Source organism: Alloalcanivorax gelatiniphagus (assembly GCF_005938655.1).
Taxonomy (GTDB): domain Bacteria; phylum Pseudomonadota; class Gammaproteobacteria; order Pseudomonadales; family Alcanivoracaceae; genus Alloalcanivorax; species Alloalcanivorax gelatiniphagus.
The window spans coordinates 87,248-101,989 of the sequence record NZ_VCQT01000022.1; the positions used below are offsets into that span (position 1 = coordinate 87,248).

Annotated in this window: 13 protein-coding genes; 4 read left to right on the forward strand and 9 right to left on the reverse strand. The window is 66.7% G+C overall.

Features of this window, described 5'->3' with window-relative positions:
- Nucleotides 1–36 precede the first annotated feature (36 nt).
- Together FGS76_RS05950 and FGS76_RS05955 are read left to right on the forward strand one after the other, a co-directional pair.
- On the forward strand, nucleotides 37–1,074 hold the full coding sequence (locus tag FGS76_RS05950) for a DUF2804 domain-containing protein (RefSeq protein WP_138771712.1): 1,038 nt from the start codon (nucleotides 37–39) through the stop codon (nucleotides 1,072–1,074).
- On the forward strand, nucleotides 1,068–1,595 hold the full coding sequence (locus FGS76_RS05955; RefSeq protein WP_138771713.1) for a DUF4282 domain-containing protein: 528 nt from the start codon (nucleotides 1,068–1,070) through the stop codon (nucleotides 1,593–1,595). Before FGS76_RS05950 ends, FGS76_RS05955 begins: the two co-directional genes overlap by 7 nt.
- 51 nt (nucleotides 1,596–1,646) lie before the next feature.
- Here the strand turns inward: FGS76_RS05955 and FGS76_RS05960 are convergent, their stop codons facing one another.
- The 6 genes from FGS76_RS05960 to FGS76_RS05985 form a co-directional block, all read right to left on the reverse strand.
- Nucleotides 1,647–3,803 carry an acetyl-CoA hydrolase/transferase C-terminal domain-containing protein gene (locus FGS76_RS05960; protein WP_240692438.1) on the reverse strand — a complete coding sequence of 719 codons (2,157 nt, stop codon included), beginning with the start codon at nucleotides 3,801–3,803 and terminating at the stop codon, nucleotides 1,647–1,649.
- Between the two features lie 121 nt (nucleotides 3,804–3,924).
- Nucleotides 3,925–4,452: a ZrgA family zinc uptake protein gene (locus tag FGS76_RS05965; RefSeq protein ID WP_138771714.1), complete on the reverse strand. Its 528-nt coding sequence runs from the start codon at nucleotides 4,450–4,452 to the stop codon at nucleotides 3,925–3,927.
- On the reverse strand, nucleotides 4,449–5,462 hold the full coding sequence (locus FGS76_RS05970) for a CobW family GTP-binding protein (RefSeq protein ID WP_138771715.1): 1,014 nt from the start codon (nucleotides 5,460–5,462) through the stop codon (nucleotides 4,449–4,451). The genes FGS76_RS05965 and FGS76_RS05970 overlap by 4 nt, the downstream gene beginning before the upstream one ends.
- Nucleotides 5,459–6,499 (reverse strand): dihydroorotase, encoded by a 1,041-nt coding sequence (pyrC, locus tag FGS76_RS05975; protein WP_138771716.1) that lies wholly within the window; start codon nucleotides 6,497–6,499, stop codon nucleotides 5,459–5,461. The genes FGS76_RS05970 and pyrC overlap by 4 nt, the downstream gene beginning before the upstream one ends.
- A 2-nt stretch (nucleotides 6,500–6,501) precedes the next feature.
- Entirely contained in the window at nucleotides 6,502–7,680 is a 1,179-nt protein-coding gene (locus FGS76_RS05980; protein ID WP_138771717.1) for an acetyl-CoA C-acetyltransferase, read from the reverse strand.
- Between the two features lie 119 nt (nucleotides 7,681–7,799).
- On the reverse strand, nucleotides 7,800–9,422 hold the full coding sequence (locus tag FGS76_RS05985) for an acyl-CoA synthetase (RefSeq protein ID WP_138771718.1): 1,623 nt from the start codon (nucleotides 9,420–9,422) through the stop codon (nucleotides 7,800–7,802).
- Between the two features lie 156 nt (nucleotides 9,423–9,578).
- Here FGS76_RS05985 and FGS76_RS05990 point away from each other — a divergent pair, with 156 nt between their 5' ends.
- Both FGS76_RS05990 and FGS76_RS05995 read left to right on the forward strand, forming a co-directional pair.
- Nucleotides 9,579–11,060, forward strand: a complete 1,482-nt coding sequence (locus FGS76_RS05990; protein WP_138771719.1) for a PAS domain-containing sensor histidine kinase — start codon at nucleotides 9,579–9,581, stop codon at nucleotides 11,058–11,060.
- Nucleotides 11,057–11,719 (forward strand): response regulator transcription factor, encoded by a 663-nt coding sequence (locus tag FGS76_RS05995; protein WP_138771720.1) that lies wholly within the window; start codon nucleotides 11,057–11,059, stop codon nucleotides 11,717–11,719. Before FGS76_RS05990 ends, FGS76_RS05995 begins: the two co-directional genes overlap by 4 nt.
- A 25-nt stretch (nucleotides 11,720–11,744) precedes the next feature.
- Here the strand turns inward: FGS76_RS05995 and cydX are convergent, their stop codons facing one another.
- The 3 genes from cydX to FGS76_RS06010 are packed head-to-tail and all read right to left on the reverse strand — an operon-like array spanning nucleotide 11,745 to nucleotide 14,615.
- Complete coding sequence (cydX, locus tag FGS76_RS06000; protein ID WP_138771721.1) at nucleotides 11,745–11,876, reverse strand: cytochrome bd-I oxidase subunit CydX; 132 nt, start codon at nucleotides 11,874–11,876, stop codon at nucleotides 11,745–11,747.
- Between the two features lie 12 nt (nucleotides 11,877–11,888).
- Entirely contained in the window at nucleotides 11,889–13,019 is a 1,131-nt protein-coding gene (cydB, locus tag FGS76_RS06005; protein ID WP_138771722.1) for a cytochrome d ubiquinol oxidase subunit II, read from the reverse strand.
- Nucleotides 13,020–13,031: 12 nt separating this feature from the next.
- On the reverse strand, nucleotides 13,032–14,615 hold the full coding sequence (locus FGS76_RS06010; protein ID WP_205717195.1) for a cytochrome ubiquinol oxidase subunit I: 1,584 nt from the start codon (nucleotides 14,613–14,615) through the stop codon (nucleotides 13,032–13,034).
- Nucleotides 14,616–14,742 lie beyond the last annotated feature (127 nt).

Sequence of the window (14,742 nt, forward strand, 5' to 3'; positions counted from 1 at the left end):
TTGAGGGATTGCTGTGACCAGGGATCGGAATCTTCCATGCACTTCGACAGGCAACCCACGGAGCTGATCGCGCCGGACGGCCAGGTCCGGCTCGGCCTGTTTCCGGACACGGTGGCGCGCATCAATGGCCGCGACCACGATTATCGGCGGCCCATGGGCTCACCGGCGCCGCGCCGGGCGCGGCACTTTCATTACAAGCAGTTCCAGTATTTCGGGCTGGTCAGCGACCAATTGCTGATCGGCTGCGCCCTGGCGGACACCGCCTATCTGGGGCTGGCGTTTTTCTATGTGTTCGAGCCCGCCAGCGGGCGGCTGCTGGAGCATACCTGGCGCTCGCCGCTGGCCCGGGCGATGACGCTGAGCGACTCACCGCTGCAAGGCGAGAGCCGCTTCCAGCAGGGCAAGGTGTCGATCCGCCTGGGTTACCACCAGGATCACCGGGGCCGCCACAAAAGCCTGGCGGTGACGCTTCCCGATTTGCAGCTGGAGGCGGCGCTGCTGGAGCCGGCGGGCTACCGGCCCATGTCACTGTGCACGCGCACCGGCATCAGCGGCTGGACCTATGCCAACAAGGTGGCCGGGGTGGACGTGCACGGTACCCTGCGGCGCGGCGACCAGGAGCAGGACCTGGCCGCTCTGAGCAACGCCGGCGGGCACCATGATTTCTCCGCCGGCTATATGCGCCGGGAAACATTCTGGAACTGGGCCTGCCTGTCCGGCCGGGTGAACGGCCGGCGGCTGGGGTTGAACCTGTCCTGCGGTGTCAACGAAACCAGTGTCAGCGAAAACTGCCTGTGGCTGGACGGCACCCTGGTGAAGGTGGACGGCGTGCGTTTCGAGTACCAGCGGGACGATCTGCAGGCGCCCTGGACGGTGACCAGCCGCTGCGGCCAGGTGGCGCTGACCTTCACGCCCCTGGGCCGCCATCGGGAGCGGCTTAATCTGGGCCTGTTCGCCAGCAATTTTCATCAACTTTTCGGGCGTTTCGACGGCGAGATCCGCGCCGCCGGCGAGGCGCCCCTGACGGTACGAGGCCTGCACGGCTTCGTCGAGGAGCAGTACGCGAAATGGTAGACGAGCAAGGGCAAGACCCCACCCCACCGGAGAACGGCGACCCGCCCCAGGCCGAGGCCGTCAACGAGCGCCTGCGGCGCGGCTGGTTCTGGGCGATGCAGTATTGGCGGGAGCTGTTCAACTTCCGCTTCGACAAATACATGATCATCCAGGTGATCCCGGGGGTGTACGGCGTGGCGCTCACGGCCATGGTGCTGGGGCTGATTTATCTGTGCGTGGAGGCGTTCATGGCCTCGGCCTGGCGCGGGGTGTTCTTTTTGTTCGTCGGCGGGCCGCTGCTGTTTCTGTTTTTCGCCACGCTGCTGAGAGCGCTGCTGGAGTTCTACATGGTGGTGTTCCGGATTTCCGCCCATGTGGATCAGCTGGCCGGGCTGCGCGATACCGTGGACCGGCTGTCCGGCATCGGTGATTCGGTGGACGAGATGGTGGCGGTAACCCGGCGCATTCCGTTCTGGCGGGTGCTGTCGAGCCGGCGGCGCAACCAGCCGCCGCCACGGGATGGTGATGGGGATCGCGACTGAAGTCGCTCCTACAAAGCCTCCTGTAGGAGCGACTTCAGTCGCGATTCCGCCTTAGCCGCGATCCGCGTCCAGGGCGGTAAGCAGCAGCCGCTGATAAAGGCGCTCCCGCAGGCCGTCCGGCTCGGCCAGGCCCATCCGTTGCAGCGCGTCGGCGTGCTGCTCCGGGTCGTGGTCGTGCAGCAACGCTTCCCGGGCCAGCTTGAAATAGTCCTTCTGACTCACGGTCTCCTTCAGCCAGGTCAGCGCTTTCATCAGGCGCTGCTCGGTGTCGTCAAAGTCGGTGCCCAGGGGGAAGGTGGGGAAGGCGCCGTCACTGCCCTGCTCCGCCACCCGGCGCAGGAATTCCGGGTTGTTGTGGCGGAAGCGCTCCGGGATCTGGTAGTCGTGGCGCAGTTTGCCGGCTTTCTGGGCCTGTTCCATCAGTTCCACCTGGAAGCGGCTGTCGGCCACGTTGAGCATGGCCATGACCACCTCCTCATCGCTTTTGCCACGCAGATCGGCAATGCCGTATTCGGTGACCACCATGTCGCGCAGGTGGCGCGGAATGGTGTTGTGGGCGTAGGAGAACAGCACATTGGAGGCGGCCTCGCCGCCGCGCTGGCGCCAGGCCCGGGTCATCAGGATGGAGCGGGCGCCGGGCAGTTCGTGGGCCTGGCTGACAAAGTTGTACTGGCCACCCACGCCGCTGAGCACGCGACCGTCGTCGAGCTGGTCGGACACCGCCGCGCCCAGCAGGGTGACGGTGAAGGCGGTGTTGATAAAGCGCGCGTCCCGGCGCTGGGCGATGCGCAGTGTCTCGCCGCCGTACAGGTCGTTGATCTGGTTGACCCGGGTCATATTGATCTTGCGGCGGGTCTCGTCGTCCAGTTCGCGCAGCCGCTGGTAGAACGAGCGGGGGCCGAGAAAGAAGCCACCGTGCATGATGATGCCGCCTTTCAGGCTGTCGCCCAGCCAGGTTTCCAGCGCTTCGCGGGTGTCCGGGTGGTCCAGGTCATTGGGCACGCTGTCGTCGTTGGGTAGCCGCAGGCGGTTGCCTTCCACGGTGAGGCCATAGCGCAGCACGCCGAAATCGGTGAGCTGCTTGAGCTGTTCCGGGCGCAGCGGCGAGGAGATGTGGCAGCGCCGTAGCAGGCCGTCGATCAGGTCCAGGCCGGGCTTGCACTCGGCGTGCTCCAGGCACTCCCGCTGCAGGCCGATCCAGTCATACACCGGACGGCGAATAATGCCGTCGTCGATCAGTCGCAGCAGGCCGTGGGTCATCATCTCGCTGCAGCCGTACAGGCCCAGTTCGAAACGACCGTCGCCGCCCTCCCGGTGGATCAGGTCGCGGTGCTCCTCGGGCAGTTCCAGGGCATCGAGCAGGCCCCGGTAATCGTCGTTGTGCTGCTCGCGGCGGCGGCTGTGGTGCACCAGGGCGTCGCCCAGGGCGCCGATGCCGATTTGCAGGGTGCCGCCGTCACGGACCAGGGTGCTGGCGTGCAGGCCGACAAAATGGTCCTGCAGACACACCGGCATATTGGGGGTGCTGAACAGCCGGGTCTGCGCCTTGGGGTCGTCGACCACCATGTCCATCTGGTCGTACCAGCCACCCAGTTCCGCGTCGTTTTCCATGAAGGGCAGATCATGGTGCACCTGCCCCACCGCCACGATGGTCTCGCCGGCTTCGCGGCGGGCCTGCAACATGGGCAGCAGTTCCAGGGTCACTTCCGGGTTGCAGGAAAAACTGTAGCGGCGGGCGTCGCCTTCGCCGCGCACCGCCAGCAACTGGGCCACAACATTGACGCCCCGGGCATTGATGTCGCGGGCGGCGTGGGTGTAGTTGACGCTGATGTAATGGCGCTGGGCGGATTCACTGTTGAGCAGGCTGCCCGGCTGGAAGAAGAATTCGTAGACGCGGATATTGTCCGGCAGGGCGTCCTTGCGCACCGCCGCCAGGTAATCCAGCTCTTCGTAATCGCCGAATACCCGGTCGGCGAACGGTTCCAGGAAGCGCCGCTCCAGATCGCTGCCGGCGGCGGGCCGACCCAGGGACAGGGCGGTGTAAATATCCAGGGACAGGGCCGGGTCCGCCTTCACGCGCCGATACAGGGCGTTCACCAGCCGGTTGGGCTTGCCCAGCCCTAGCGGCAGACCCAGGCGGATCTGGCCACCGGTCAACTCGATAATGCGATCCGCGGCCTGATAGGCATCGTCCATTAGCTCGGGCACTTGGCGCTCCTTGTTATTGGGTGACCCAGGTGTGCATGGGCCTCAGCATAACCAACCGACCGGATATTCCGGGTATTTGTTTGAAAAAAATTCCGGGGGTGGGACTGGCGGCGGCGCGGACTCAGGCGTCCGGATCCTGGTCGCCCATGGGGATGCGGGTGCGCGGCGCGCGCACGGTTTCCCAGCGCTCGCCGTCGGCGCCCATTACCAGGGTTTCCAGGGGCATGCCGTTGATGTATTCCAGCAGCGGGATATCCACCGCCAGCAGCGCTTTCGGGTTTTCGCAGTGCCAGGCGTAGCGGCCGGTAAAGTGGGTGGGCGGCGTCGGTTGCTCGCCGGTCAGGGCGCTTTCCGCCTGTTCCCGGGTGACGCTGCAGCGCGCTTCCGCCAGGGGCTCCACCACGTAGCGGGCCTGCCCCAGGCGCGCGAGGGCATCGCTCACCGCCTTCTTTTCCTGGTCGTTGGCGGGGGCCCGGTCGAAGCCCACCACCTGGCTGGACGGCAGGGTCAGCCGCGCCACCAGGGCCTGGCCATGCAAGGCCAGTTCCAGGATGCCGGCCTGACCGGCGCCGTCCCGGGGCCCGGCGGCGGCGGTAACGGCCAGCAGCAGGCACAGACCGCCGCCGAGCCAAAGGGTCCTTGTGTTCATCTCGAATCCTCCGTCAGCGCCAGGCGCCGCCGCCAGCTCTCCAGCCAGCGCTCCGGCCGGGCCGGGTCGTCGCCGGCGGCGATCACCACCAGGCGGCTGTCGTCGTCGCCATCCGGCCAGGCCGGCAACGGCTCCAGTTCCACCGGCTCGCCGGCCACCGCCTGGATCAGCAGGGGGCCGTCCAGTTTTTCGATGGCCACCAGCCCCTTGAGACGCACCAGCTCGTCGCCGGCTTCCCGGCGCAGCGCCGCCAGCGCCTGCTCCAGCCGATCATAGGCAATCGCGCCGCGCCAGCGAAGCCCGGCCGGATGCAGGCGGTGCCCGGCACCGGTCGCCGGGGGCGGCTCGCGCAGCAGGCCGGCGCCGCTGGCCAGCGGCGCCAGGGAACCGGTGATCCGGCACTGGCGCGGCATCTCACGGTTCAGCAAGGCGGCACCGGCGGCCTGCGCCTGGGCCAGCTCCGCCCGGGGGTTGAGCCGCCGCAGCTGTTCCGCCAGCGCCTGGCATTCGGAGCCGCCGGCCTGGTCGGTCTTGGTCAGCAACAGCACATCGGCGGCGGTGACCTGCTCCAGGGCCTCCGGGTGCCGGCGCAGGGCGGCGGCCCCGGCCCGGGCGTCCACCGTGGTCAGGATCGAGCGCAACCGGTAGCGCTTGCGCAGCCAGAGGTCTTGCTCCAGCACCGCGGACACGCCGAACGGGTCGGCGGCGCCGGTGGTTTCCAGCAGCACCAGGGAAAAAGGCGGCAGATCACCGGCGGCGCGGGCCATGTAGAGATTACGCAGGGTGCTGCGCAGGGTGCCCTGCACCGCGCAGCACACGCAGCCACCGGGCAGCAGGCTGATGGGCGCGCCGCCCCGCCGGGCCAGGTCCTGGTCGATGCCAATATCACCCAGCTCGTTGATGATCACCGCCAGATCCGCCCTTTCCCCCAGCCAGCGGTTCAACAGGGTGGTCTTGCCGCTGCCCAGAAAGCCGGTCAGCACCACCAGGGGGATCGGCTCGGCGGTCATTGTCCGCGCAATGCCCAGGGCAACGCCTGACCGGCCCAAAACGGCACCATCGCCTCGCCGGCGGCGGTGACGGTGTCCGGCACCGCCCAGTCGCGGCGCTCCAGGGTGACGGTATCGGTGTTGCGTGGCAGCCGGTAGAAGTCGGCGCCGAAGTGGCTGGCGAACCCTTCCAGCTTGTCCAGGGCGCCGTAGCGGTCCAGGAAGCTGGCGTACAACGGCAAGGCGGCCCGCGCGGAATAGCAGCCGGCGCAGCCGCAAGCGGCTTCTTTCTTGTTGCGCGCATGGGGCGCCGAGTCGGTGCCCAGGAAGAAGCGGGGATGGCCGTCCAGCACCGCCCGCTGAATGCGCTCCTGGTGGGTGCGGCGCTTGAGCACCGGCAGGCAGTAGTTGTGCGGGCGCACCCCGCCCACCAGCAGGTCGTTGCGGTTCATCAGCAGATGCTGCGGCGTAACGGTGGCGGCGGTGAGGTCGCCGGATTCGCGCACGAAATCCACTGCTTCGCCGGTGGTGACGTGCTCGAACACGATGCGCAGGGCCGGGAAGCGCTCGCGGATTTCTTTCAGGTAGCGGTCGATGAACACCCGCTCCCGGTCGAAGATGTCGATCTCCGCCTCGGTGACCTCGCCGTGCACCAGCAGGGGCACATCGTGCTTTTCCATGGCCTCGTAGAGGTGGCCGATGCGGCCCGGGTCGGTAACGCCGCTGTCGGAGTTGGTGGTGGCGCCGGCCGGGTACAGCTTGAAGGCGTGCACGAACTCGCAGGCGGCGGCGCGGGCCACCTCCTCCACCGGGGTCACATCGGTGAGGTACAGCACCATCAGCGGCTCGAAGCCGCTGCCGGCGGGTACCCGCTCCAGGATCCGCTCCCGGTAGGCGGCGGCCTGCTCCACGGTGGTCACCGGCGGGGTCAGGTTGGGCATGACGATGGCCCGGCGGAACACCCGGGCGGTGGCCGGCACGGTCTCGACGAGCATGTCGCCATCGCGGAAATGCAGATGCCAGTCGTCGGGTCGGGTGATCGTCAGGGTCTCGGTCATGATCAGCGTTCCACCGCCAGTGCCACGCCCTGACCGCCGCCGATACACAGGGTGGCCAGGCCTTTTTTCACATCACGGCGCTGCATTTCGTGGAGCAGGGTCACCAGCACCCGGCAGCCGGAGGCGCCGATGGGGTGGCCCAGGGCGATGGCGCCGCCGTTCACATTAACCTTGCTCTGGTCCCACCCCAGTTCCTTGCCAACGGCCAGGGATTGGGCGGCGAAGGCTTCGTTGGCCTCGATCAGGTCCACCTGGTCCAGGCTCCAGCCGGCCCGTTCCAGGCAACGGCGGGTGGCGGACACCGGGCCGATGCCCATGATCGCCGGGTCCACGCCGGCGCTGGCCTGGCCGGCCAGGCGCGCCAGGATCGGCAGGCCCAGTTGGTTGGCGCGGGCTTCGCTCATCAGCATCACCACGGCGGCGCCGTCGTTGAGCGCGGAGGCGTTGCCGGCGGTGACCGTGCCGTCCTTCTTGAAGGCCGGGCGCAGGCCGCCCAGGGAATCGGCGGTGGTGTCGGCGCGGGGCTGCTCGTCGGTGTCGACGATTTTCGGCTCGCCCTTGCGCTGCGGCACTTCCACCGGGGTGATCTCATTCTTGAAGCGGCCGGACTCGATGGCGTCGGCGGCCTTGCGGTGGGAAGCGGCGGCGAATTCATCCTGCTGGTCGCGGGTCAGGCCGTACTTCTCCGCCAGGTTCTCGGCGGTGATGCCCATGTGATAATCGTTGAAGGCATCCCACAGGCCGTCCTGGATCATCGAATCCACCAGGCTGGCGTGGCCCATGCGCAGCCCGGTGCGCGCCTTGGGCAGCACATAGGGGGCCAGGCTCATGTTTTCCTGGCCGCCGGCGATCACCACGTCCGCTTCGCCGCAGCGGATCGCCTGGCTGCCCAGGTGCACCGCCTTGAGGCCGGAGCCGCACACCTTGTTGATGGTCAGGGCCGGTACTTCCTGGGGCAGACCGGCCTGGATGCTGGTCTGGCGGGCGGTGTTCTGGCCGGCGCCGGCGGTGAGCACCTGACCGAGAATCACCTCGCTGACGGTGGCCGGGTCCACGCCGGTGTCGGCCAGCAGGCGGCGTACCACGATCTCGCCCAGTCGGGTGGCGGGCTGGTCCGCCAGACCGCCCTGAAAACGGCCGATGGCGGTACGGGTAGCGGCGACAATGACCACGTCTTGCATGCGATTCTCCCTAGATAAACGACAACAGGATTCAGCGAAAGGCGGTCATTTTAGGCGCTAACCGCCCGCCAAGCGACCACCCCGGCGAGGATAGGTCCATGCCGGGGCGGCGGCGGGCGTTACAGGGCGCGGGCCCGGTCGCGCAGCACGTACTTCTGAATCTTGCCGGTGGAGGTCTTCGGCAGCTCGCCGAACACCACGGTTTTGGGCACCTTGAAGCCGGCCAGGTGTTCCCGGCAGAAACCGATCACATCCTGTTCGGAGAGCGCTTCACGGCCGGCCTTGAGGGTGATGAAGGCGCAGGGCGTCTCGCCCCATTTTTCGTCCGGGCGGGCCACCACCGCTGCTTCCATGACATCGCCGTGGCGGTACAGCACGTTCTCCAGCTCGATGGTGGAGATGTTCTCGCCACCGGAAATGATGATGTCCTTGAGGCGGTCCTTGATCTCCACGTAGCCGTCCGCATGCCAGACCGCCAGATCTCCGGTGTGGAACCAGCCGCCCTGGAACGACTCCCGGGTGGCCGTCTCGTTCTTCAGGTAGCCCTTCATGACAGTATTGCCGCGCATGAAGATTTCACCCATGGTCTCGCCGTCCCGGGGCACCGGTTCCAGGGTCTCCGGGTCGGCCACCATCACCCCTTCCAGGGTCGGATAGCGCACCCCCTGGCGGGACTTGATGGCTGCGCGCTCTTCCAGGGGCAGCTCATCCCAGTGACCGTGCCAGGCACACACCGTCACCGGGCCGTACACCTCGGTAAGGCCGTACACATGGGTGACGCGCAACCCCATTTCCTCCACCGCGCCGATCACCTTGGCCGGCGGCGCGGCGCCGGCGGTCATCGCATCCACCGGATGCTCGATGGCGGCCTTGGCTTCCTCGGGCATATTGATCAGGGCGTTAAGCACCACCGGCGCACCGCACAGGTGGGAAACACGATGCTGCCGGATCAGGGTCAGGATGCGCTGCGGGTCCACCCGCCGCAGACACACGTGGACACCGGCCTGGGCGGTGACGGTCCAGGGGTAACACCAGCCGTTGCAGTGGAACATCGGCAGCGTCCACAGATACACCGGGTGCAGCCCCATGGACCAGGTGGTCTGGTTGCCCATGGAATTCAGATAGGCGCCGCGATGGTGGTAGACCACGCCCTTCGGGTCGCCGGTGGTACCGGAGGTATAGTTGAGGGAAATGGCGTTCCACTCGTTGTCCGGCCAGTGCCAATCGAACTCCGGGTCACCCTCGGCGAGAAAGGCTTCGTAATCCAGATCACTGACCGGTTCGCCTTCGTCGTATTCCGGGTCGTCCACGTCGATCACCAGGGGCGGCGTGTCCAGCCGCGCCAGGGCTTCGCTGATCACGGGGTGGAATTCCCGGTCGGCGATCAGCACCTTGGCCTCGCCGTGCTCCAGCATGTAGGCAATGGCATCCGCGTCCAGGCGCACATTCAGGGTGTTCAGCACGGCGCCGATCATCGGCACGCCGAAGTGGGCTTCCAGCATCGCCGGGATGTTCGGCAGCATTACCGCCACGGTGTCGCCCTTGCGAATGCCGCGCCCGGCCAGCGCCGAGGCCAGCCGGCGGCAGCGCTGATAGGTCTCACGCCAGGTACGGCGGATATCACCATGGATCACCGCCGGGTAGTCCGGATACACCGAGGCGGTGCGCTCGATAAAGCTAAGGGGGGTCAGAGGAACGTGGTTGACCTCGGTGGGCGCCAGGCCCTGCTCATAGATGGACATAACGATGGTCCCGTGGTTGTTCGCGGTATTATTCGGGTAGAGTTACGGGTTTAGCCCGTAACGCCGGGGCAACTTTATAGTCGAAAAAGAATCGATATGGAAATTAAACTAGAGTCTTATAGTATTATTACTAGATTCCATTTTGGGTGACCCGGGATGACCACGGAGCCCGCTTTCGCCCTGCTCGACCAGGACCCGCAACCAGCCCTGGTGCTGGATGCCGGCGGCCAGCCCCTGGACGCCAATGCGGCCCTGGGCGCCCTGCTGCGCGACCAAAACGCCGATGCCGGCGACGCCCTGCCCGCCAACCACCCGGCCCTCACCGCCGCCTGCCTGTCGCAACAGCGGGCCATCACCGAGGTGGAGGCACGGCTGGGCGAGCGGCGCCTGCTGTGGACCTTTATCCCGCTGCCCGGCGACCGGGTGCTGGCCCGGGGCCGTGACGCCACCGAGCAGCTCGACAACGAGAAAGCCGCCTACCGGGCTCGCCGCCTGTACCGGCTGATCACCGAGAACACCACCGACCTGATTTCCCGCCACCGGCCGAACGGCGTGTTCCTGGACGCGTCACCGGCGTCTTGGGGGTTGCTCGGCTACTGGCCGGAACAACTGCGCGGGCGCGCCGTCCTGGAGCTGTTTCACGAGCAGGATCGGGAGCGCCGCCGCCGCGAGGCCGCCGAAGCTCTGGAGGAAAAGGGCTACCACACCATGACCTATCGCATCCGCCACCGGGACGGTCATTATCTGTGGTTCGAGACCGCCAGCCACGCGATCCGCGAAACCTACACCGGCGCCGTGGTGGAGGTGGTCAGCGTCAGCCGCGACATCACCGCCCGGGTACGCGCGGAGCAAAACCGGCGACGCCTGGCCGAGGTGATGGAAGCGCAGCAGCGCCGCCACCAGGATGAGCTGGCGCGCAGCAGCCGCCTGGTGGCCATGGGTGAGCTGGCCTCCGGCATTGCCCATGAGATCAACCAGCCGCTGGCGGCGATCAGCAATTACGCCGCCGCCGGCCAGCGCCACCTGAGCGCGTTCCGCGCCGGTCACGGCAATGACGGCGACCTGGACAAAGTGGCCCGCAGCCTGGAGCGGGTCGGCGAACACGCCCACCACGCCTCGGAGGTGATCCGCCGCCTGCGGGCCTTCCTGCGCAAGGGCCAGCGCCGCCTGGAACCGCTGGACATCAATGCGGTGGCACGCCAGGCGATCCGGCTGTGCGCCTGGGAAGCCCGCGCCCAGCGCACTACCCTGCGGGAACAGTTGATGCCGGCGCCACCGCCGCTGCAGGCGGACCGCATTCTGCTGGAACAGGTGCTGGTGAACCTGCTGCGCAACGCCCTGGACGCCAACCGGGAACGGCACGGCGACGGCGCCTCCGAGGTCACCGTGGCCACCGCCCGCGAGGATCAGGCCCTGGTGATCCGGGTGATCGACCAGGGCCCAGGCGCCGACCCGGACACCCTGGAGCGCCTGTTCACCCCGTTCTATACCAGCAAGCCCGACGGCCTTGGCCTGGGCCTGCCGATCAGCCGCTCGGTGGTGGAAAGCCTGGGCGGCGAGCTGAGCGCCCGGCACCATGAGCAAGGGTTGGAAATGTACTGCCGGCTGCCGCTGGCCCGCCATGAGGAGAATCGATGAGCGCCGCCGAACAGATCGTGTACGTGGTCGATGATGACGCCGGAATGCTGGAATCCACGGTCTGGCTGCTGGAATCCGTGGGGCTGACGGCGCGGCCGTTCACCAACGGCGCCGACTTCCTGGACGCCTGCACAGCGGAGCAACATGCCTGTGTGCTGCTGGATGTGCGCATGCCCGCCATGGGCGGCCTGCAGGTCCAGCAGGCCATGAAAGAACGGGGCCTGGCGCACCCGATCATCTTCGTCAGCGGCCACGCCGACGTGCCCATCGTGGTGCGCGCCTTCAAAGCCGGCGCCGTGGATTTCATCGAGAAGCCGTACAACGAGCAACTGCTGCTGGACAGCGTGCAGCAGGCGCTGGACCGGGAACGCCAGGCCCAGGGCCGCGATGCCGGGCGCCGGGCGGTGGACGAACTTCTGGCCCGGCTCACTCCCCGCGAGCGGGACGTGCTGCTGCCCCTGGTAAAGGGCTACACCAACCGGGAAATCGCGGCTCAGTTAGAGGTCAGCGTGAAGACCGTGGATCTGTACCGTTCAAGGGTAATGAAGCGGATGGGCGCCGAGCGGCTGCCGGATCTGGTGGGGATGGCGATCGCCGCCGGGCTGGTGGAGCCGTTACGGCTGCGGGAAGGAAATCAGGCGCCGGAACCCGGCGCCTGATCGGTCGGAGGGACGGGCCGGAGGATCAGTCCTCCTGCCCTTGCTGCTTGGCCTGCTCGGCCTGTTCAGTCACTTCGTTCAGCTCAAACCACATGGCGTTGAGAATGGCGAAGGTACAAGCCAGACCGACACCGAGAATCCAGGCGAAATACCACATTGTCGATTCTCCTCAGTACATGTCTTTGTTGACGTCGCTTTCGCTCACTTTGCCCCACAGCACCTTGTACACCCAGGCGGTGTAGAGCAGCACGATGGGCAGCAGGATCACGGTGGCGATCAGCATGATGCCCAGGGTGTAGTGGCTGGAGGACGCGTCCCACACCATCAGGCTGTGGCCCGGATCGGAGCTGCTGGGCAGAATCATCGGGAACATGGACACGCCCACGGTGGTGATGATGGCCGCCACCGACAGCTTGGAGCCCAGGAAGCTGAGCGCCCCGATGCGGGTGAACAGGCCGAGCATGGCCAGGGCGGCGCCGCCAAAGCCCAGCAGCGGCACCAGCCACAGCAGCGGCTGGGCGCCGTAGTTGGCCAGCCATACACCGGCTTCGGTGACCACTTCCTTGCGCAGCGGGTTGCTGGGGCCCATGGGGTCCATGGCGCCCACCACCCGGTAGCCGTCCATATGGCTGACCCAGAAGCCACCGATGGCGAACAGCACGATCACCAGGGCGGCGGCGACCAGGCCGATGCGCCGGGCCCGTTCCGCGGGCTCGCCATCCGCCTTGATCTGCAGCCAGGTGGCGCCGTGCAGCACCAGCATGGCCAGCGACACCAGCCCGCACAGCAGCGCGAACGGGTTAAGCAGGGCAAAGAAGGAACCGGTGTAGAACGGCCGCAGATCACTGTCGAAGTGGAACGGCACACCCTGCAGCACGTTGCCCACGGCGACCCCGAAGATCAGCGCCGGCACCACGCCGCTGAAGCACAGGGCCGCGTCCCAGCGGGCGCGCCAGGCCGGCTCGTCCCGCTTGGAGCGGAATTTGAACGCCACCGGGCGGATGATCAGCGCCACCAGAATCAGGAACATGGCCAGGTAGAAGCCGGAGAAGCTGACCGCGTAGAGCGCCGGCCAGGCGGCGAAGATGGCGCCGCCACCGAGCACGAACCACACCTGGTTGCCTTCCCAGACCGGGCCCACCGTATTGATTACCTGACGGCGCTGGCCGTCGCCGCGGGCCACCGCCGGCAGCAGCGCGGCCACGCCCATATCGAACCCGTCGGTCACCGCGAACGCCACCAGCAGCACGCCGAGCAGAGCCCACCAGATCAACCGCAATACTTCATAGTCGAACAGCATGGTGTTGTCTCCTTATTCCTGCGGCCGATTGAAGGCCGGTGAAAAGCGCTCGTCGAGCCGGGCCGGATTGTCCGCGCTCTCCTCTTCCTCGGGGCCCTTGCGGATGTATTTGAGCATCAGCTTGACCTCGATCACCGCCAGGGTGGTGTAGATCACCAGGAAGCCGGCCACCGTGATCAGCAGATCGGTCACCGTCAGGCTGCTGACACCCAGGAAGGTGGGCAACACCCCTTCGATCACCCAGGGCTGCCGGCCGTACTCCGCCACCAGCCAGCCCAGCTCCGCGGCCACCCAGGGCAACGGCAGGGTCAGGAAGGCCACGCGCAGGAACCAGCGCGGCACCCGCCGGCGCAGGGACACCATGTAGAACGCCAGGCCGAACAGGGCGATCATGTAGAAGCCGATCACCACCATGAAGCGGAACGACCAGAACAGGGCGAACACATTGGGCAGCGCGTCCCGGGTGGCCATGGCGATCTGCTCGTCGCTGGCGGTGCGCGGGTCTTCCACGTATTTCTTCAGCATCAGCGCGTAGCCCATGTATTCCTGGTTCTCCAGGAAGGTCTGCCGGGCCGCCGCGTTGCTCTCATCCACCTTGAGGGTTTCCAGCGCATCATAGGCCAGCAAACCGTCGCGGATGTGCAGCTCCGAAAGCGCCAGCAATTCGCGGATGCCGGGGATTTCCTGGTCGATGCTGCGGGTGGCGATCAGGCCCATCACCCAGGGAATCTTCAGCTCGTAGTGGGTCTCCTGGGCTTCCCGGTCGGGGATACCGAACAGGGCGAACGGTGCCGGTGCCTCCTCGGTCTCCCACATGCCCTCGATCATCGCCAGCTTCATTTTCTGGTTGTCGGTGATGGTGTAACCGGACTCGTCACCGAGCACCACCACGGACAGGGCCGCCGCCAGACCGAAGGACGCGGCCACCGTGAAGGAGCGCTTGGCCAGCGCTTCGTGGCGGTGGCGCAGCAGGTACCAGGCGCTGATCGCCAGCACGAACACGGCACCGGTGACGTACCCGGCGGCCACCGTGTGCACGAACTTGGCCTGGGCCACCGGGTTGAAGATCACGGCGGCGAAGTCCACCACTTCCATGCGCATGGTGTCCGGGTTGAACTCCGAACCCACCGGGTTCTGCATCCAGCCGTTGGCCACCAGAATCCACAGCGCCGACAGATTGGAGCCCAGCGCCACCAGCCAGGTCACCGCCAGATGCTTGACCTTGCTGAGCTTGTCCCAGCCGAAGAAGAACAACCCCACCAGGGTCGCTTCCAGGAAGAAGGCCATCAGGCCCTCGATGGCCAGGGGGGCACCGAAGATGTCGCCCACGTAGTGGCTGTAGAACGCCCAGTTGGTACCGAACTGGAACTCCATGACGATACCGGTGGCGACGCCCATGGCGAAGTTGATGCCGAACAGCAGGCCCCAGAACTTGGTCATGTCCCGCCAAATGGTGCGTCCGGTCATCACATAGACGCTCTCCATGATGGCCAGCATGAACGACAGGCCCAGTGTCAAAGGCACGAAGAGGAAGTGGTACATGGCCGTCATGGCGAACTGCAGCCGCGACAATTCGACCAGCGTGGCGTCGATCATTGATGTTCTCCCCTGACTACAAACCGGCGGACCCGCGAAGAACCTGTCCGCCATTGGCGAAAGGACCTCCTTGCCCTTCCCGTTCGAGGTACAGCACGCGCGAGACTACACGCAAGCAAATGGCATT